This window comes from Arthrobacter sp. B0490, from assembly GCF_002929355.1.
Classification (GTDB): Bacteria; Actinomycetota; Actinomycetes; order Actinomycetales; family Micrococcaceae; genus Arthrobacter_D.
On record NZ_PJIR01000011.1, the window covers coordinates 72,345 to 91,095 of the forward strand.

General features: G+C 58.3%; 17 protein-coding genes and 1 pseudogene. 11 read left to right on the top strand and 7 right to left on the bottom strand.

Annotation, left to right across the window (positions count from 1 at the left end; genetic code table 11):
* Positions 1–12: 12 nt before the first annotated feature.
* A complete protein-coding gene (locus CXQ97_RS15120) occupies positions 13–1,611 on the bottom strand; it encodes a phage tail sheath C-terminal domain-containing protein (RefSeq protein ID WP_104181700.1) in 1,599 nt (532 codons plus the stop codon).
* Between the two features lie 128 nt (positions 1,612–1,739).
* Positions 1,740–2,420: a response regulator transcription factor gene (locus CXQ97_RS20645; RefSeq protein WP_104181701.1), complete on the bottom strand. Its 681-nt coding sequence runs from the start codon at positions 2,418–2,420 to the stop codon at positions 1,740–1,742.
* 371 nt (positions 2,421–2,791) lie between these two features.
* Between CXQ97_RS20645 and CXQ97_RS15130 the strand changes: the two are divergent.
* The 3 genes and pseudogenes from CXQ97_RS15130 to CXQ97_RS19590 all read left to right on the top strand — a co-directional run.
* Positions 2,792–3,742, top strand: a pseudogene (locus CXQ97_RS15130) (amidase); the annotation flags it as partial.
* Between the two features lie 215 nt (positions 3,743–3,957).
* Positions 3,958–4,635, top strand: a complete 678-nt coding sequence (locus CXQ97_RS15135) for an MBL fold metallo-hydrolase (protein WP_146069668.1) — start codon at positions 3,958–3,960, stop codon at positions 4,633–4,635.
* Positions 4,636–5,208: 573 nt separating this feature from the next.
* Complete coding sequence (locus tag CXQ97_RS19590; protein WP_146069669.1) at positions 5,209–5,739, top strand: hypothetical protein; 531 nt, start codon at positions 5,209–5,211, stop codon at positions 5,737–5,739.
* Between the two features lie 169 nt (positions 5,740–5,908).
* Here the strand turns inward: CXQ97_RS19590 and CXQ97_RS15145 are convergent, their stop codons facing one another.
* The 3 genes from CXQ97_RS15145 to mobC are packed head-to-tail and all read right to left on the bottom strand — an operon-like array spanning position 5,909 to position 8,709.
* Positions 5,909–6,688, bottom strand: coding sequence for a hypothetical protein (locus CXQ97_RS15145; RefSeq protein WP_104181704.1), 780 nt, complete (start codon positions 6,686–6,688; stop codon positions 5,909–5,911).
* Positions 6,689–6,691: 3 nt separating this feature from the next.
* Positions 6,692–8,278: a relaxase/mobilization nuclease domain-containing protein gene (locus CXQ97_RS15150; protein WP_104181705.1), complete on the bottom strand. Its 1,587-nt coding sequence runs from the start codon at positions 8,276–8,278 to the stop codon at positions 6,692–6,694.
* Positions 8,275–8,709: a plasmid mobilization relaxosome protein MobC gene (mobC, locus tag CXQ97_RS15155; protein WP_258062638.1), complete on the bottom strand. Its 435-nt coding sequence runs from the start codon at positions 8,707–8,709 to the stop codon at positions 8,275–8,277. The genes CXQ97_RS15150 and mobC overlap by 4 nt, the downstream gene beginning before the upstream one ends.
* A gap of 417 nt (positions 8,710–9,126) precedes the next feature.
* Between mobC and CXQ97_RS15160 the strand changes: the two genes are divergently transcribed.
* From CXQ97_RS15160 to CXQ97_RS19595, 3 genes are read left to right on the top strand one after another with little or no spacing between them, the layout of a single operon-like run.
* The gene (locus CXQ97_RS15160; RefSeq protein ID WP_104181706.1) at positions 9,127–9,348 is read left to right on the top strand and encodes an AlpA family transcriptional regulator; all 222 of its coding nucleotides are present in this window, start codon (positions 9,127–9,129) and stop codon (positions 9,346–9,348) included.
* Between the two features lie 49 nt (positions 9,349–9,397).
* A complete protein-coding gene (locus CXQ97_RS15165) occupies positions 9,398–9,724 on the top strand; it encodes a hypothetical protein (protein WP_258062639.1) in 327 nt (108 codons plus the stop codon).
* Between the two features lie 59 nt (positions 9,725–9,783).
* Entirely contained in the window at positions 9,784–10,893 is a 1,110-nt protein-coding gene (locus tag CXQ97_RS19595; RefSeq protein ID WP_146069670.1) for a hypothetical protein, read from the top strand.
* A gap of 244 nt (positions 10,894–11,137) precedes the next feature.
* Here CXQ97_RS19595 and CXQ97_RS19930 read toward each other — a convergent pair whose 3' ends face one another.
* Positions 11,138–11,284, bottom strand: a complete 147-nt coding sequence (locus tag CXQ97_RS19930) for a hypothetical protein (RefSeq protein ID WP_181035098.1) — start codon at positions 11,282–11,284, stop codon at positions 11,138–11,140.
* A 1,080-nt stretch (positions 11,285–12,364) separates the two neighbouring features.
* Here CXQ97_RS19930 and CXQ97_RS15175 point away from each other — a divergent pair.
* The 3 genes from CXQ97_RS15175 to CXQ97_RS15185 all read left to right on the top strand — a co-directional run bounded on the left by CXQ97_RS15175 (position 12,365) and on the right by CXQ97_RS15185 (position 14,897).
* Positions 12,365–12,721: a nucleotide pyrophosphohydrolase gene (locus tag CXQ97_RS15175; protein ID WP_104181708.1), complete on the top strand. Its 357-nt coding sequence runs from the start codon at positions 12,365–12,367 to the stop codon at positions 12,719–12,721.
* Positions 12,690–13,667 (top strand): hypothetical protein, encoded by a 978-nt coding sequence (locus tag CXQ97_RS15180; protein WP_181035099.1) that lies wholly within the window; start codon positions 12,690–12,692, stop codon positions 13,665–13,667. The genes CXQ97_RS15175 and CXQ97_RS15180 overlap by 32 nt, the downstream gene beginning before the upstream one ends.
* Positions 13,668–13,928: 261 nt before the next feature.
* Complete coding sequence (locus CXQ97_RS15185; RefSeq protein ID WP_146069672.1) at positions 13,929–14,897, top strand: HNH endonuclease; 969 nt, start codon at positions 13,929–13,931, stop codon at positions 14,895–14,897.
* Positions 14,898–15,044: 147 nt separating this feature from the next.
* On the opposite strand, the gene CXQ97_RS15190 is transcribed toward CXQ97_RS15185, so the two are convergent.
* Positions 15,045–16,088 (bottom strand): hypothetical protein, encoded by a 1,044-nt coding sequence (locus CXQ97_RS15190; RefSeq protein ID WP_146069673.1) that lies wholly within the window; start codon positions 16,086–16,088, stop codon positions 15,045–15,047.
* A gap of 601 nt (positions 16,089–16,689) precedes the next feature.
* On the opposite strand from CXQ97_RS15190, the gene CXQ97_RS15195 reads away from it, so the two are divergent.
* On the top strand, positions 16,690–17,706 hold the full coding sequence (locus CXQ97_RS15195; protein ID WP_181035100.1) for an HNH endonuclease: 1,017 nt from the start codon (positions 16,690–16,692) through the stop codon (positions 17,704–17,706).
* Between the two features lie 350 nt (positions 17,707–18,056).
* On the top strand, positions 18,057–18,751 hold a 695-nt coding region (locus tag CXQ97_RS15200), incomplete at its 3' end, for a hypothetical protein (RefSeq protein WP_146069674.1).

Here is an 18,751-nt window from a genome sequence, read left to right on the forward strand (position 1 = left end):
ACTCCTGCTCTCTCACTCCGGTGGGTTTACGATCTGCTGCAACGAGATCACCACGAACTCCGCAGGCTTCAAGGGCGCGAATCCGACCAGAATATTAACAATGCCTCGATCGATGTCCGCCTGTGTCGTGGTTCCCGCATCGCAACGCACGAGGTATGCCTCCGCCGGTGTTTTTCCTTGAAAAGCTCCGCGGCGAAAAAGGCTTTGCATGAATGACGTGACGTTCAGTCGGATCTGAGACCACAATGGTTCGTCATTGGGCGAAAAAACGACCCACCGCAGTCCGTCGATGAGGCTTTGTTCTAGGTAAAGCGCTGTGCGCCGGACGGACGTGTACTTCCATTCACTTGTCTGGATGTCAGCTCCTAGGAGGGTCCGAGCTCCCCAGGAAACCGTGCCGACCACCGGAAGGGTTCTGATGACATTGACTCCTATAGGGTTCAACGCTCCACTGTCGGAGTCATTGAGTGGACCGCTGGCCAAGTCCAATACACCGCGCAACTGCGCCGAGGTCCCCGCGGGGGCTCGCCACACGCCGAGTTGTCCATCGACTCGGGACATCAATCCTGCGATTGTCCCTGAAGGAGCGACATCCAGAAGTGTACGAGGGTCTGTCGGATCGCTAATCATCGTGCGAGGGAAGTAAACAGTGGCGTTTTTGTCGCGCACGGCGCTATTTGCTCCTAGCCATGCCGTCATGTCCGCCGTGGTCTGGATGAAGGGCGGAATATCCAACAGATAAAAGCATCGCTCTTCATCGCAAAAAGTTGACACCTTGCTCGCAAGGGTATCGAGTTGAGGTGTCCTCAGGTCTTGGGATTTTTCATCCATGATGGCCGCTGCTGGCACACACAAGATATTTATAGAAAAAGGATCAATCCGCCTAAGCGGATCCAGTCCCCCGCTGAGCGCTGGTTCAGTGGGCGTAACGGAGTCCTTTCCTCCCCCGAGGGGCTTGTACAGGGGGTTTGACAACTTGGACAATTCAGCCGCAGTCGTCAAGTCCACTATCGCCGGGTCTGGCAAGGGCACTTTGACGGGCTGTTGCGGCTGAGTGAATTCCACAGAACCGCGTACCAGAGTGCTGTTGGCCTTTAGAACCTTGGTAACCCATCGTTGGTGAGTACTTTCCATAGACACGTCGCGATGGACCTCGTTGCTAATCACGCGCTCGGCACCGTTTACCCTGATCACGCGGCGTAAGACCAAGGTGAACAGCTCGTTGGTACTGCCTTCCGAGACCCCAAACTGAATTGTGTCTCCCCAGGCGCCCTCGCTCGCAGCGGTAAGTCGCAATAGGGGTTTGTTGTTGACAGTAATTAAGTAATTGGAGGCTACGGCTTCCTGTGTCGTGACGCGGACGATCCATGCTGTAGTGCCGCCATTAAGGAAGAACTGCGAGACGGCAATCGTCCCAGGGATCGAGGGATCGAGGTCGCCGAAGGTGCGCTGAAAGTCCTCCAGGCTGCTTATCCGCGTTGCGACTCCGACGGGCCCCTGCCGGAATATGTCGATAAAGGCGGTGTTCGAAGTGGATGCTCCGGCGATGGGATGCAACCCACTGGGGACCTCAAGGAGGTAAAGCCCGGGGTGCGTTGGCACTATGGTCATGGCGTTTCCTCAGATCAGGTGTGGTGGCAGCATCCTGATCCCAGATGGCGGCGGGTGTCCATAGAGCTGGGGTACCAGTACCCGTTCAGCGAGTACTGGTCCTTAGCGAGCAGCGCTGGACACCCAGCCTATGGATCGGTGCATGCTTGGCCATTCCCAAACGCTGGTGGTCGTCCATGGACGACCGCCACGGCCTCAGCACGGCGGCTCACACCAAGTTTGGTGAAAATGCTATGCAGGTGGTTTTTGACAGTACGGACGGACAATCCAAGACGTTCTGCGATCTCGTCATTGGGCAACCCTTTGGCTACGAGATCAAGGACTTGGTCCTCGCGGTGAGTTAGCCCTAGTCCCGGTTCGTGGTGCCGTGCGGCCAGAACTCCTAGCCGACGCGTCATGGCCCCAATTATGAATGGTGCGGCTTGCGTCTCACCGTCGAGAACTCCGTGGATCAAAGCTACGAGCGTCTCGCATGATCCGTCTGCGGCCATGTATCCCGCTGCACCGGCTTCTATGCACGGGAGGACCTTATCTTCGGATTCCTCGATACCGATGACGATCACTGAGGTTTGCGGCAGGCGAGCTGCGATCTCGCAAACCATATCAAGGCTGCTAGCTCCGGCCCATGGAAGGAGGACGACGTCCGGTACTGAGAAAGCATGAGCGAGTGGGAGTAGCCGGGTATCCGTAGCTGCTACGGGTCCCAAATGGTCTGTGTTGGTCAGCAGGCCGACCAGGGCCTCTCTCATGATTCGTGAATTGTCGACGACCAGGACGGCTGGTTGATGATGATGACCCTGCATAAACATCACGACTCCTGTGCCTCCGGGATGGCACTGATATGCAAATGTTAGGCGACTGCCCTAGCAGAGGGAATGGCAACTAGTAGATGACATCTTCTTAGGTTCTCCTGTGAAGCGGCGTAGGACGATGGTGCTGTACCTGCTTCAGGAGACAAAAGTTCGGCAACGAGGCGGCTCGCTTTGCCCATAGTAAGGGCTGTGTGGCGCTCCAGCTGATCGCCAATGACTTTGGAACTCATGGAACGACTAGTGCTGAGGGGCTGAGTTCTTAGCGGTTGGTGCAGCGTACCAGAGGCCGTGGCAAGCCATCCTGCGGCCCGTTGCAGTTGCGGGAGTGTGAGCGTCAGACGCTCAGCGGCTCAGCGGCTCCTCGGCTCATCCTCGACATCATTGTCGACGACGACCCCCAAACGCGTGGCGGCTTCTGGCGTGCACAGCCCCGGATTCCCATACCTCCCACATCCGAGCTACGCCCCAGAAGCTACACCGAGCTCAGCCCGAAGACACCGAACCAGACACGGTAGGTCCTCGCCGGCAAATGACTCGGCGTCCCCCGCTTGTACATCAACGCCGACACCGAAGCCGGCACCAGGCCCTCCCCCGGCATCGGAGGACCGACGGGCCAACGCATCGAGACACGGGAGTCGATCATTGACCTATGGAAGCAGGCGCGAGCCGACCTCGAGGAAACTGGCGCCGAAGTCATCAAGGTCGACTTCCCCGTCGTGTCCAACTACGAAGGCGACCGGCCCGGCACCCCGACGATCAGCACCAGAGGACTCGTCAGCCCCGAATACCTGCACAGCGAGATCGTCGACCTCTCGGCATGGGCCTGGCACGACTTTCTGCAGGCCAACAATGACCCACACCTTTCATCTCTGGCCGACGTCGACGGAAGCCAGATCTTCCCCGTGCCGGACGGCACCCCTCACGACCGCTACACAGGCTTCGACGACGACATAGCCGAGTACCCCGAGCACATCCACCGCAACACAGGGCCAACGCTGACCGAGATCCCTCACCTCGAGAAAGGATTGCACGGTCTCGAGCAGACGAGACGCACCGACCTCGAACAATGGATGCACCGGCTTGGCCTGGACGCCGTCGTCTTCCCCGCTGCAGCCGACGTCGGACCCCCGGACAGCGACACAAAGCCCGCATCTGCAGACATCGCCTGGCGCAACGGCGTATGGGTTTCCAACGGAAACATCGGGCCCCGACATCTCGGCATACCAACCGTCACCGTGCCCATGGGCATCGCCGCGGACCTGCATATGCCGGTAGGACTCACCGTCGCCGGCCCTGCCTACAGCGACACGGACATACTGCCTCCCGGCGGCCTCCTAGGCCCCGCACTGCATCCAAAGTTTGCAGCGGTGATCCAGTGCAGCACAAGCAGCTTGTGGCGCCTCGCCAGGTGCCTGGGCCGCTTTCCGCGGTTGGACATTGACGGGCCAGAACCTCCGGCGGAAACTGAAACCAGCAACAATGGATGTAAAAACCGCAGTTGACGAGCCAGCGACAAGCGAGGCGCTATATTACGATGAAAAATATCAACCTTATCGATCCGGTGAAGATAGAGTATTTGTATAAAGAAGACTCACTGGAGGTGCACTGTTTCCTGGTCAGCCATGAAAACGGCTTGATTTTGGTCGACGCCGGTTATGCTGAGGATGACGGTAGCGGAAAAGCGAGGAGCTTAGAGCAAATTGAGGCGGCCCTCGTGCGAAATCTAGCAAACTGGGACGACATATCTGATGTAATAGTGACTCATGCCCATCGCGATCACTTTGGAGTTCTCACCGAGGTGGTTGCCAAGATACCTCACAAATCTAAGGTATGGGCTGGGTCGGCTGACGTTCAGAGCATAAAAGCACAGTCCCACTTTGAGGGGGAGATAGCTGGATTGCATGAAGGAAACTTCGTGAAAGTGCTGCGTACGATAAGTACACCAGGCCATACCGCTGGGCACATATGTCTTGTTCACGATCAGGCGTCAGTGCTTTTCATGGGCGATTTGGTCGACACGCTCAAGGGCTATTTGGCACGACCACCCACAGAGTTTACGGAGGACCAGGCTCTAGCAGAGAAATCTCTGGAAAAAGTCGCTCAACTAGATTTCGCCCGGGTGCTTTTTTCTCACGGCGAGGAAATATCGAAACCCGTTCAAGCGCTGCGTCTATTCCTTGCCGACTCGAATAATCAGAGCGGGGAGAAATAGGTGGCTTGGCCAGTCATGTCCTTGACTGCCGCCTACATGATGGACAGGCTCGGAAAAAAGGTAAAGACCACCCCGGGCAACACCCATTGACAGGCAGAGGTTCAAGCACGCTGCCGAGCCTCGACTACAGCCCAGAATAAGAGAGGCGGGATACTCGCATCAGAACTGGAACGTTACCGGGCAATTCAACCGCGACCAGCACACCCTTTACGCGCTGTCCAAGGTAGGTGCCAGCACTGCAGGCCTTTGGTGACGTCCCGGACTGTGGCGACAGCTACCGCGGCCGAGGAATACACAGCTACCCAGCCCGGCGGCCGCCTGGCCGTCTCAATGCTGTGCATCCTCGATGAGGCCGCGAACGTGTGCCAGTAGCCGCCATCCGTGCTTCAACGCGCAGAGCCACATAACCTGCGTCTTGCAGCCGACAAAGTGTTAAGTTACATCGCACTTAAGTTGTGAAACCTAGCAAAACTGGAACAATTGCAAGCTCAACGGGATGTTCGGTAGCAGTTCGTGTTAATACGTTGCCGTTGCCATGGCGAAAGCATGGGATCCAGTGAAATACTGACTGCTATGGATCAGGAGACAATACGACTGGTGGTGGCGGCCGTGGGCGCTGTGATTGCTGGCTTGGGCGGTGCTTTCATCGCGGGCGGTTTCAACCGCAAGAACACGAGGACATCTATCGAGTCAGCGGCAGAGATCGCCAGGATGCAATTCGCACACCAGCGAGAGCTCGAACATATTCAGTGGCTCCGCGACCGTAAAGTCGAGGTTTATACCACATTTTTAGCCAAGGTACGTGAAGCCAATTTGTTAGTGAATGAGTATTATCGGGGCTATAAAATAGACGAAACAGGAATTTGGGAGCTGACTCGCGAGCTGAATGCCGGGTGGCTGACTCTTTACGCACCACCCGATGTTGCCAGCGGAGTCTCGCAGGTTCTGACTGCCCTGAGCAACGAAATATCTGCTGTACGTGCCACTAAGGAGTCAGGATCGAGACACGACGAAGTAAGCAAAGCTACAAATATCCTTTACCAAAGGCGAAGAGAACTTGAACGGCTGATGCGCGAAGATTTGGGTATGATTCAAGAAACGTGAACCGCTATTGGTCAGGGTTCTGACGTTCGGTGACGTCGAATCAAAATCTCCCAAAAAGGTTCCTGTCGAGAGGGTCGTGCAAGCAGGAAACAAATCCCTGAAGCCTTGACGTTTGGACGTATTGGTGTAGCGGCATTCGTGGACCGGTGCCCGGGTGGCTGCGAGCACTCTATTCAAGGCCAAAATGCTTTTCCGTCACGCGCTCTGGTTCAATTCCGTCCTCGCGACGGGACGAATGCCGGCCGGCCTTTATTGCAGCGGAGGGTGGTGTGCCGTTGCTGAGGTCGGCGGCCAGAACAGCGGCGACACCGTCGCGCCCGATGTCCGTGATCCCGACCCTCTTAGTGAGGAACTCTGCGTGTTTCGTCCTACGGTCACCTGAGTCCCACAGTTCCTCGGCGCTAGCTGCTGCGTTCTGCGTGTCGACGTCATTCTGCAGGTCCCCGGCCGCGACGACCGCTGACTTCCTTTCGGCTTCTGCGTGGTCGCGCTGTGCGTCCCGATTCGTGGTTGCTTCCTGTCCGTCAGGGGTAACGTCCACTGCCACCTGCCGGAGTGCCTGTCCGTGCTCCTCGAGGTACTCCTCGGGAGTCAGGTTGTATCGTGCATGGATCTCGTCGTGCATGTGTTCGCGGGACAGGCGGGCCATGTCATCAAACGGCTCCCACTGCTGTGCCAGGGCGTACTGGGAGGCAATGTCCTCAGGTCTGGCCGATTCCCAGAACTGTGGTTGGTAGACGGCGCCGAGCTGGGTTCGCATGACGGCGCGTTCGGCTTCGAACCGTTCTTGGAGCTGTCGACGCTCGGCGTCCTGGGCGCGCAGCATTTGTTCGTTCCGCTCTGCGCGCTGCCGGGCGAGTATTTCACCGAGCCTTCCTGCGACGGCAAGGGCGGACTGCAGCTGCGGCCGGAACAGGCCCTCTGCCCCATCGGGTGTGTCATGGTTCATGCGCTATCTCCCTATCCCTTGATCCGACATGTGCAGTTCTGCCTCGTAGTGCTCAGAGAGCCGCTGTACTCGCTGCGGGGGCTTGGCCTCAGTCAATGAAGGCACCGCTTTCCGCTCCACGCCGACCGCAGGCTCCTGTGTTGTCGCTGGCGCCGGCAGTCGCGGCTCGGGGACCTCGGGCAGCGGTGCTCCGACGATGCTCAGGTGCTCGCGCACCGTCTCGGTCAGGAGGGTCGCTTCGCGTAGCTCCTTGTTGCTGGCCTGCATGTCGTGCAGGAGCCGGATGGTGCGGAGCATCTGCTGCATGATGAGTGTCTGCGCGACCGGTGACGGGGCAGTGGCCGCTGCGAGGAGGAACGCCGTGGTGCCGGCCATCCGCAGTCCTGGATTCACGGGTTTGCTGATGGTCACCCCTGATCGGTGTGCGGACCGGGCCAGCACACGCGAGGCGTGAGCTAGGGGCCCGGGCTCAGCTTCAGTGGCCTTGGACCAGGCGCCGAACACTCCAGAGGCTTCACGGGCGACGTGCGCCCACGTCTGGTGATCGCTCGGGTCGACCTGCGACATGACTCGGCGTGCCTTTGCCATGTCCAGTGCAAGCTTCCTGGTCGCGACCTCATCGACGGCTACGCCGCCGACCATGGATGCGCGGATGCCACGCCTCATGTCAGGTGCTTGGTTGTGCACAATCCTATGGTGGCGCTTAGCCGCCCACCACTCCTCGGCCGCTTCCTGCGACGCTTCCGGGGTGTCGGTCCATGCGGTGCGCAGCGCCGGCAGGGTCAGGTCTTTCGCGAGTTTCCCACCGCCGAACCACACCGGATCCATGCCTTTGGGTGGTCGTTCCGCGACGGAGTAGCCGGTGACGACAGAGCGGCCACCGTCAGCGAAGCGGGCACTGACGAGCAGTTCCTGGCGGCGTAGCCGGCGCACGAACTCAGCCTCGCTCTCAGAGGCGACAGCACTAGCCCTGACGACGCGCTCCATGCGGTGACGGGCTGGTTCGATGGTGTTCCCGGTACGGCGGTCGGTCAGCTGTTCGGCGGGCTTCAGGCCGCGCTCGGAGTGCTGTCCCAGCTCAATGAGTCCGAACTGCTTCTCGAGGTTCCGGGCGGCGGCCTGTGCCTTCGGGAAGTCGGACCAGTCGCTCCACTTCGTGCCGTCTTCACGGACGCGGGAGGCGACGATGTGGATGTGATCGTTGCCCGCAGTGCTCGTGCCGTGGTGCACGGCAACCCACTGGCAGGGTGCTTTGCCGTCGCTTCCAGTGAAGCCCACGTCGTCCATGAACTTCTCCGCCATGTCCGCCCACTCGCGGTCGCTGACAGGGCGTTCGTCGGCGCGCAGTGACAGTGAGCAGTGCCAGACGTGGCTGTCCATCTCGACGTCGTTGATGCGCTTGTTGAGGTCGATTTCATCAGCGACCAGGACCGCGGACTGGTCGTTGATCTGAGCGTCGTCGAACCACGACATGATGACCGGGCTGCCCGTCACGAGGTGCGGGTCGGTGTGCTCGTTGCGCTTGCCCGGACCGACCAGGTACTTCATCAGACCTACGGTGCGGGAGCCCTTCGTGATGTTCGGAATCACGGCTTCAACTCGTACATCTTTGCTTCGATCTGGCGCATGAGTCGGCGTGCTTCCTGCACGGACGCCAGGGCATTGTCTTTGACCTCGCCGGTAGCGTTCGCGTGGCGTGCAAGCTGGTTCATGTTGTTCGCCGCTGTTCCGACCAGACGGCGAATCTCCAGCAGCGTGACAACTTCCTGCTTTTTGACCGTCAGCACGGCGGGGTCACCGGAACCAAGCGCGGCATCGACGAGGATCGCGGACGGCGACAAACCTGTCTGAGCCTCCAGCTGCAGCAGCTGAGCCCGCTCCATCTCTGACATCGAAACCCGCACGTACACGGTCCTGCCCTCGATGCGCTTGCGCCGGGAAGACCACACATGCCGCTTGGCGGCACTAGGAAGACGCGCAGCGGGCTCCTGCTCCTGGCTCTCGCTCCCCTGCTCAGACACTGCCAGCACTCCCCGCCCTTGATCCTTATGCCCAGCGCAGCGCCCCTCCAACGGAGGGCCCCACACCCCAAGTGTGTCACCGCCCAGCCGCAGGCGCCAGCGGAATGCGCGTTTATGGCACATAAATACATAGCTTGCTCCGCAGGTGGCTGAGATAACTCTTCCCGGCGGTGTATGTCGGGTGGGGTGTCCGAGCAAGCGGTGCGACGCTTCGCGTCTGGATTGATCCCCACGGCTGCGCCGTTCCGTTTCGGCTTGTGAATGTACTGTCCGCCCTTCTCTTTGCAAGGCTCCGAGGACGGCTTTCGCGGCATATCCTCGCTCCGCTCCGGTATTCCACGGTCCGACCTCTCCACCTTGCCAATTCACTTCGCGTCCAAGTGATGACGGCGTTGCCGAAAGGAACGCAGGACAAAGATGAAAGAGGGACTCATGGTGGGCACGATGATGGCACCCAAGGACGTAGCCAAGTTGTACGGCGTGACAAGCCAGGAGCTTGCCCAGTGGCGCCGGGCCAACCTCGGACCGCCCTACTTCATACTCGGACGAAACACAGTCCGGTACGACTCCGGCGACATCGAAGACTGGTTCAATGACCCTGCTAACGGGTACCTCCACGACTACCCCGCCGGCCGATGAAAGCTGTGGCTCGTGACGGTCATCCGCGCCCAACGTTAGGCTAATAACCATGGCAACCATTGATCTTGAAACCATCAAAGACCAGGCACGCAAACTCCTCGACTCCCGCATCGCATCCGTCACCGATCTGGTGATCGCACGTAAGCGTGTGGACGAGCTGCGCGAGCAGCTCGCGGAAGCCGAACGCGAGGACAAAAGGGCTTATGTCCGCGCCACCAAGGACGGATGGAGCGAAGACGAACTCAAGAAGCTCGGTCTCAACAACGGTCCAGCAGCAACGCGCCGCACCCGGCGCGCACCCTTGGACTCGGCTAGGGCAGAATCGGCGCCCGTAACACCAGGTGTTAGTGCTAGCAGCGAAGGCGTCAATCCATGATGTGGTGTCCGCTCAGCCCGCACGTCACCAACGCGGCCTGACTGCCAGTGCTCAAGGACATGAGATTCAGTTTTGGGAATATCCAAGCCGACGAAGACGGCTATTACTGGCTCCTCAACGGCGCCGAGCGTAGAGATAGGAACGACGCTCTCGATGTTTTGGAGGGAGACCTACATGGCATCAGCGCAACGCACCTGAGGCAGATGTATCGAAGACTTGAGAAACACCTAGGGTACTCGCCGTCTGACCTTGTTATACATACGGGTGAAGCACCTTCAAATCTTGACGTGCGCGATGTTCCAGATTTTCCCCACTCGAACGTAAAGCTCTCGATGGATGGCAGGGAGCTTCTCCTCGGGATCGAGTGCTTCATGACACTGCCTGAAGGTGACAGCGCGGCTCAGCAGCTCAAGGTGGAGAACCTCATCGCTCCGCTCCTCGACCGAAAGCGCTTCTCACTCTCAAGTGTTAGCGCGGACGACTACACGGACAACAACTGGTTACTTTCGATTTATCTGGGCTTTAATCCACGCGCTCGCTACTTGACCGACCTGTACAAGGATGCCCTGGATGTTCAAGCGCTGATTTATGCGTCGTCAGGCGATGTGACGCGCTCTACGGTCGCGGATTTAGTACGAGCCGGACATGTCATGGCTTTACTAGGCCAGCCCGAAGGCGCGTGGCTCGAGGCAAAGCGTCAGCACGCCGATCTGGACACAGAACTTGGCAAGATTCGCCTAGCTCAGTGGGTCGCTCAGTTCGCGAATACGGATGAAGGGGGCGTGCTAGTTTTCGGGCTAGCCACGCGAAAGCGCAACGGAGTAGACGTGATCAGTGATGTCACACCGATGCCTCGAGATCAAACTATCCGACGACGGTACGTACAAGCTCTGGACGTCAGAATTGTGCCTCCCATCGAAGACCTTCGGGTCGAGCTTCTCCACCATGGTGAGGGGGACCTACTCCTGATCGAGGTACCCGTTCAAAGTGAAGAGAACAAGCCCTTCCTCGTGCACGGCGCTGTGATCGACGGCAAGGTTCAGGGAAACTTTTTTTCCATCGTGAGACGTCGCCAGGACGAAATGGCGTCTACTCATCCTGCTAATGTGCATGCGAACCTCACCGTGGGTAGGGCCTTCCTACGACGAGGCGACATGCCTCGCACTTAGGGTCAGATTGGTGATGCGGACCGATGTGAGAGCAGATCTTGTGGGCAGACCTCATGACAACGATCCCTCATCGAAAACTCGCTCGGCCGGCATGCAGGACCGGCCCAGGTTACCGGGCACACCAACAGACAGCTGACACTGTGACTAACCAACACAGCCTATGAACTTGGTCACGGGAGCCAACTCCTACGATTTCCTCAGTTCAATTGGCTGTTAAGCCCTGAAACTTATAAACCCACCACGCCTATGGGATGGGGTGGGTTGGGTGCTTGGCCAAGATGCTCGAGATCGTCTCCTGGCTGTTAAACCAGGCGGGGAGGAGCACGCCGATGTCTGCAAGGACTCGCCCCACCGAATCGCGAATTTCGCGAACCTGCTGGCTGTCGAGCATGGGCTCAAGGTGGGCGATCCGATTACGCGCCTCGTATATGCGCACGACGTCATCTACAAGTTGGTGCGGCTGCCTAGTCATGACAGGGAAAGCCTTGGGGAGTACATCCCTCCACAGAAGGACGCTACCTGGGTCGGGGCGACCTCCAGTCGGTGCTTTTAGGACGAATCGCCAGGTGCCGAACATCATTTGGGCCAGAACGTCACAGTGAGCGGGCACGTGTCGAGGATGACTACCAACTCTTCGTCGCTGAATGTGCTTCACAGCCCGCTCAGTCGCCTCCGCGATCTTTTCCCGACGAACGATGCGCTCTAGAAGCGGGGCCGGCTCCAGCAGCCAATGGGCAGAGCGGGCTTGACCTGTGGCGCTATTCGTCTGAGTCTGATTCCAAGCTGACAGCTGTTCGTCGATCGTGTTGCGAAGGGCGATTTCGACGATGTGCAGTGTCTCATAAAGGGCAGCTGAGACTCGCATGTTCCAGTGATAGAGCTGCAGCCCCTTAACCGCGTCACCACCGGCGGCCCGTAGGTACGGGCCGAATCGATCCCCCGAGATGGCTGTGATGGCAGCCGTGAATAGGGGCGGCACGGGTTGGACGGAAGTTGTCATGTTGTGTAGACTATCCAATGAAAGCGGAGGCAGGTCTCTCCGTAAAAGGATTGCGAGAAGGTCTAGGTTCCCTTGGGTATCTGGACCTTCTCCATTTAACTGGACCCATCTGGTTAGCGCTAGACCGGCCGTTACCTCATGCCATCGGATCAGGTCGCCACACTCAGAGCGCGGTGGGTGACGAAGAACTGCAGCCCGTCCTGGTGTCTTGCAACCTATGGGATACGAGACGGTCGGACAAGACACCTCTGGTCGACGTCCCCTGGTCAGACCAAGGAAGTTTGGTCGGCCGAGTGACCTACGCTATGGAATCGGAGGCTCAAGGTCTCGAGCTCACGACCGGCATGCAGGTTCCCTGCCTGGTCGAAGGAGACGCCGGCGCGGCCTGGGCGCCTACTGCGCGTATGGAGTGAATGCGGTGGATTGCGCATGAGGGTGTGGTCGGGTGAGTGGGTGTGAGTAAATGCTGGGATGGAGTCCCGAGACACAGGCCAGATTCTTGCTTCGTTCGCTGCCCGTCGCAATTGGGGTGTCCATCATCTTCCCCGTAGCGTCCTGCTCGCACTGGTCCGTGAGGTTGGCGAGGCCGCCGAGCTGTTGCAGTGGGTCCCGGACAACCAGGTGAGCCACTGGCTGGATAGCGACGACAACAGGGATAGGTTTGCCGGCGAGCTGGCTGACGTTTCCATTTATCTGCATTACCTGGCGCAGTCGACCGGCGTGGATCTTGATGAGGCTGTCGCCCATAAGATCAGGGTGAACGAGCAGAGATTCCCCGAAGAGACCGGATCCATTGATGTCCCTGGTGATCGTACAACCAGCCCGTAACGCCGTGGCGCGGAAGAACTACGCCCGCACAGTCGACAATCCGGTATCCCTCACCGAGACAGCCTCCTACCTTGCCCCGGAAGACCAGCAGCAGCTGACCGGCCTTCATCCTTCAGGAACAGTGCCGCTCTGGGGTACCACCGCCGGGGAACGCGGGCAGCTGAAGACCCGATGGGACCGGATCAGCTCGGGCGACACCATCCTCTTCACCGGGGACAGCGAGGTGTTCAAGGTCGGCAGGGTCACCCACAAGTTCCGCAGCGCCGGACTCGCCGACACCCTGTGGGCGCCCAAGACGACAGCCAACGGGCACAGCGCGTCCTGGGAGTACATGTACGCGTTCAACCAGCCCATGGACATCACCATCCCGTACACCCGCATCGATCAAGCACTCAGGGACCTGCCCTTCCCCACCCGCGAGTTCTCCGTCCTCACCCCGGCCCAGAGCGACCGCATCCTCGAATACCTTCAGATGAGCGGCCAGGAGCCTCCCCCTCCCCCGACGCCGGCATCCTCACAGCAGATGACCTGGACCTCGGAGGAATTCGACGTCAGCTACCTGACCAGACGCCGAACCGAGCAGGCCTACCTTCGACAGTTCCTCCTCAAAGGGGGCTCCGGCCAGTGCGCACTGTGCGGCAGGGATTTCTCGAAAGACTTCCTGGTAGCTGCCCACATCAAAAAGCGGAGTCTCTGCACCGACCAGGAGAAGGCCGACATTCCCGCCGTCGCGATGCTTGCGTGCAGGTTCGGGTGCGACGAGCTCTTCGAACGCGGCATGATCGTGGTTGCCCCGGATGGACGGATCAAGAAAACCAGAAGACTGTCCGACGAGGAAGCGCGACGATACTTTACCGACTATCTTCGCGGCCGAATGATCGCCAAGTGGGACCAGCGAACTTCCTCCCACACCTACTTCACCGCGCACCGTGAACACTGGCGCTGACGCTTGTGATACTCAGGCTTCGGATCGACCGTCCACCGATGACACGAGTCAAGGGCACCGACGGGCCCGGTAGCCATCTCGGGAGTGCTTGCTCCTCGGGTGAGCCGGCCGCGGTGCAAAAAGCCGTCACCGGCAGCACTTCCCGCAGAACACGGGATTGGGACTCGCGGTGACTTCACCGGCAACAGACGAAACCGCCACCGGTACCACCCGGCCGGCCAATAGTCCCACCACCCTTCACCTGAAAGGCAGTTTCTAGATATGGCAGCACCAACCGCCATGACCGATGCCACCCCCTACGGAGCGGCACAGTCATGGCTCTTGCTCACTGTCGGCGAGGACCGGCAGCACGGCGGCAATGACGGCTACGGCGACGATGCACGGGCCACATACCGGTGGGACTCCACCGTCCCTCACCACGCTGACCTCACCCCCGGGGATGCAATCGTCCTGTGGGACAAAAAGACCTCCATCGGCGCCTCCGTCATCGAGGACATTCATCATGGGGCAACAGTCAAAACACTCAACCGGTGCCCCAACTGCAAAAAGGCAAGCATCAAGGCGCGCAGGAGCATGCTGCCCACCTATAAGTGCTACACGTGCAAGGAGACGTTCAATCACCCCGACACCATCCGAAAGGAAGTCACCACCTACGAGACCCGGCATGACGTCGCCTGGGTAGACCTGGAAGGAGTCCTTACCGGCGCCCAGCTCCGTGCTCTGTGCAAGGACCCGGCATCGCAGCAGAGCATGCGGCCACTGCGGTGGGACGCCTTCCGGAACGCGGTCGCGGCACAGGGACTCCGGCCTGCGCTCGACTCCATCACCTCATCCGCGACCCGGCTACTTGGCGGTCACCACGAACGGACCGTCCGAGTCCGTATCGGACAGCAGCAGTTCCGCAAATCACTCATCGACAAGTACGGAGCCGTCTGCGCGTTCACCGGCCACGGACCGCTTCCGACTCTTGAGGCCGGTCATCTGTACAGCTACGCCTCCGCAGGAGTCCATGACTCCGAGGGCGGCCTGCTCCTCCGCAGGGACGTACACCGGCTCTTCGACCTCGGATTCCTCACCGTCGACCCGAAATCCCTCAGCATCTGCGTCAAACCCGAACTGGACCAGTACGACGCCTATCACAGCCTCAACGGGCAGAAGCTTCACGTCGTCGTGACCGAAGGACAGCGGAAGTGGCTCGCACAGCACTGGGCCGCACACACACCCTCCTGACCGGAACCCCCAAAAACCTGCCCCAGCGCTCGGAGCCCCAGCGTGCGTCCCTTCGCAGTCCTGCACGGACCTAAGTTTCAAGCACAGTCAGCAATCCTGCGATTCATACAGCTGAGCTCCAGAGGTCTTCTTTACGATTCGACCATGTCACTGAAGAAGCTTCACGGTGTATGGCTCCGGCTCAGCGACGTACTGCTCTTCAGTCATCGGATGCGGCTCCATCAAGCTGGCTGCCCAAGGATCCTTTTTACTGTCGAGTGCCAACAACTCGTTCGATGTGAGTGTGAGCCCGCACCACGAGCAAGCGAAAGCCATCCCATAGAGGCCAACGCCTCCATCGCCGTCCTCCTCAATAATTTCCCTGGGGCCGGGGGTATGCTCATCAAAGGAAACACCCTCGGCCCAGCACAATGCGATTCCTTGGCGCCCGCACCGCATACACACGAAGTTCCTCGTCGTCGGAAACTCTCCATTCCACAACCGCATATCTGCGCCAAAAATATGCTCAGCCTGCGAATCCAAAAAATCCCTCTGGCGCGCAATCATTCTCTCACTGAGTATGCCAGCATCAATTTGGCCGAACGCCTCCTTTTTCGCAGGGCGAACCTTTTCTTCCGCTGCTTCGTACCGGACCTCCATGCGCCGCTCAACATACCTTCTCATCACCTCGCGTTCCGACATACTGAAGATAGCTGGTAGCCGGTTCCGAAATGCGTATTCAAACGCAGAAATCATCGTACAAAGATTGTCTTCTTGCTCTCCAGAATCGGGAACTACCGCCAGATGGATCGCGGCGTTACGCGCCCTCGTAACGGCCAGCAACTCCGTCTGCCGCAGGAGCCTAAGCCCCAGAACTTCCTGCACCATCAAGAAAGCGTCGTCCACGCTGCAAGACTTCACATCGGCCAAATGAGAACCATAAAAGTCACGTGACAAAGCAATGCGAGCCTGAATTGCTGACTTAACGTTGGACGGCCTTACTTCCGCAACCAAAAGTGGTGATTCTGAAACAAGTAAAAACTTCAGTAAGTACTCAATGGAGCTCCCAACCTGGACCGCTGCCTGCAAGCGCGAATGAAACGCCTTTGAGTCTTTTCCGCTGAAGGCCGTCCTAGCATTTTCATGAGCTGCGTGAAGCAGAGCAGTAGCCAGCGTTGCTGGTTTATCGTTCATTGCTGGTTTATCGCTCAAATTATCTCCCTTATCAACTCCACGGATCTCATAGCTTGATCTTACCCAGTCCGGCATGGCTACTTATGCGGTGGATCATCCAATGAGAAGACACACTCAACACCCATGATCAGCTCGTGCTCAGTCCTTAGGCTCGAAGTTTAGGTGAAGGCATACGGAACCGACGAGCCGCCGCCTTGGAAGTGATATACGCGCGCTGTTAGCCACTCTTGCGGAGCACGGACTCGAGCTCATCGTGAAGCTCATCGATGTCGGCATTGCCGCATGAAAGCAGAGCGGCACTCGCTTCGCTCGGTCGACGGATGAAACCTGAGGTCATTGTGGACAAGCTAGCGATCGCTGCTGATGCGAGAGCTAAGGGTTGGACCGCTTGAGAAGCAACACGCCTAGCCTGCTGGAGCCGCGCGCCCCTCTGTGAACACCAGCAGACTTCGCACCAACTCAGATCCTACGCTCTAGCATTGGTTATGTATTGAAGGAAGAGGGATCATCTTCGATTTAGCTGGGGATGGCAGGACTCACGTCTATTCGTCGCCGTGTACTGTTCATATGCAGGATGACTTCGTGTCATGAGAGAAATTTTTGCCGAGGGGTCAGCCTGATGAAAGCCACATGGACATACACCAATGACAATGCAGTGTTGAGGCTCGAGCTTTACGAGTTGTATAAAACGCGTTGCTACCGGTGTTACACGCCGCAAAAGTACACTGATATTGAAATAGACCACATCGTCCCTCAGTCGTTTGATGACGACTATTTTGATGAAATCAGAACGAAATTTTCGCTTTCATCGCATTTCAACCGTCATGATCCTAGTAATCTTGCTCCTATATGCGATCCATGCAACAAAAGAAAGAACAACAAGGGATTTCGACCCATACCCTTTGAAATGGACCGTCTTGTAGAGGCTGAAAGCTTCCGCACTAAAGTGATCGAAGGCGTTCAGAAATTTCACAAGAGTGGGCACCTCGCCAAGGGATTGGTTGAGGTCACTATAAGTGATCTTCGTGACCCCAAGGACGCTGAAGCCGTGATGAAACATGCACCCGCACTTATTCAGAGGTTGGCACTCCTAGATAAGTCATTGCTCGAATATGAGATCACGGATCACCACATCATTGAGATAGGCGGCGATACGATGCATTTGCGTGCACATCTTTCTCAAAAACAGAAAATTGCAGTGGGAGTACTCGAAGTTCTTTTCGGTACCAGCTTGTGGACGGTTTCAGAACATGACTTAGTTCGGACTGTTGGCGAGATCCAAAAACGCCTCGATGACGAAGCGATAACTGAACTTGAAAAACACCCCTACTTCACGGGCGATCCCGGCCCTCGCCATACTGCCCATCTTGGCCTCGAGGTTGAAGACGTAAGGCTCCTTCGAACTGTCACAGGAGTTTCCGTAGTAATCGATGCCTCGATAGAAATACAGCAGACAAGGTCGGTGCCCTTAGTCAACGAAGATGGGGATGGATTTTTCTCAAATCAAGGGGATGCTTATGGCTTTGTTGCAGTCCAAAAGACCGTATCTCGACCTTCGTTTGATAATGGTGAAATCAGAACTACGGAATACGAAACCGTAGAATGGAAGGAACTCAACTTTGATCAGTATGCGTAGCGTTTTGTCAAATCATGCACACGGCCACAACCCTCGCGGATCGAACCTGAGAGGTTAGGAATCATAAATGTAATCTAATAAAAGATCCTAGCGACGCCATTTGATAGAAAAGATATTGAAATGTGAAAACGCACAGAGGGGAACTTAACTGCAAAAACCCCTCGCTACCTCGTCGCTCCGTGCGCGGTGTTGGAGGTTGCTGGGCCAAAGTTCCGACCGGTGCGCCAGCGGCTCTTGCCGGAGATTTGCCTTGTAGATTTGGCTTGGTCGGCTGGTAGTTGGAAATGCTGACCTCGTGATGGGTGGCTGAGCGGTGGTAGGAGAGCATGTTGAGGAGACTGGACGGGAAGGTGGAACTTGCCACCGAGCTCGACCGCCTTTCGGCTGAAGACCCGGTTGCGGCCGCCGCCCCGCGCGCCACCGGCATCGCCAGCTACCTGACCCGCGGCATCAACACCGAGATGGCAGCCGGTAACGATGACGGCCCACACTGGCGGCTGACACTCCAGCTGCTGCAACGGCTGAGTATCTGGTGGCACCCCAGCGGGTACGCACTATTGCCGACCATGACGCCGTGGTGCATCCGCGACCGCTCCGCCCGATACGATCAGGGGCCCGAATCCTGGGGAGCCCCACGCGAGGACGGGTACCTGCGTGATGACAACAGCATCATCAAAAAACTGCCGCTTGCCTTACCTGTCATCGCTGCGGCTGATCACATCTACACGGACGGCAAGGCATGGCGCGGATTTACGGCCTGCCATATCTGGCGCAACCTAGCCGACGGCGGAGTTGGGGGAACCGACCCATGGATCTATTCCTTCATGGCCAATCTTGTGTGGATTCCCTCGCCGCTCAACTCTCTGACCGACCACCACCCACGCGTGCAGGCACTGCTGCAGGCCACCAGCCAGGCCATCTTTCGCGGGCACGAAGGAACAGCCACGGCCGCCTACACGGACCACGTGTGGAACCGCCTGGTTCCCCCCGGTAACCCGACATCCGTAGTGCCGGAGATGGATCTGGATGAGCTCGCGTTCTTCGA

Coding starts and splice junctions, on each gene's coding strand:
- CXQ97_RS15120 (WP_104181700.1), bottom strand. CDS start 1,611: ATGACCATAGTGCCAACGCACCCCGGGCTTTACCTCCTTGAGGTCCCC.
- CXQ97_RS20645 (WP_104181701.1), bottom strand. CDS start 2,420: ATGTTTATGCAGGGTCATCATCATCAACCAGCCGTCCTGGTCGTCGAC.
- CXQ97_RS15135 (WP_146069668.1), top strand. CDS start 3,958: ATGAAAAATATCAACCTTATCGATCCGGTGAAGATAGAGTATTTGTAT.
- CXQ97_RS19590 (WP_146069669.1), top strand. CDS start 5,209: ATGGATCAGGAGACAATACGACTGGTGGTGGCGGCCGTGGGCGCTGTG.
- CXQ97_RS15145 (WP_104181704.1), bottom strand. CDS start 6,688: ATGAACCATGACACACCCGATGGGGCAGAGGGCCTGTTCCGGCCGCAG.
- CXQ97_RS15160 (WP_104181706.1), top strand. CDS start 9,127: ATGAAAGAGGGACTCATGGTGGGCACGATGATGGCACCCAAGGACGTA.
- CXQ97_RS15165 (WP_258062639.1), top strand. CDS start 9,398: ATGGCAACCATTGATCTTGAAACCATCAAAGACCAGGCACGCAAACTC.
- CXQ97_RS19595 (WP_146069670.1), top strand. CDS start 9,784: ATGAGATTCAGTTTTGGGAATATCCAAGCCGACGAAGACGGCTATTAC.
- CXQ97_RS19930 (WP_181035098.1), bottom strand. CDS start 11,284: ATGCTCGACAGCCAGCAGGTTCGCGAAATTCGCGATTCGGTGGGGCGA.
- CXQ97_RS15175 (WP_104181708.1), top strand. CDS start 12,365: ATGGAGTCCCGAGACACAGGCCAGATTCTTGCTTCGTTCGCTGCCCGT.
- CXQ97_RS15180 (WP_181035099.1), top strand. CDS start 12,690: ATGTCCCTGGTGATCGTACAACCAGCCCGTAACGCCGTGGCGCGGAAG.
- CXQ97_RS15185 (WP_146069672.1), top strand. CDS start 13,929: ATGGCAGCACCAACCGCCATGACCGATGCCACCCCCTACGGAGCGGCA.
- CXQ97_RS15195 (WP_181035100.1), top strand. CDS start 16,690: ATGAAAGCCACATGGACATACACCAATGACAATGCAGTGTTGAGGCTC.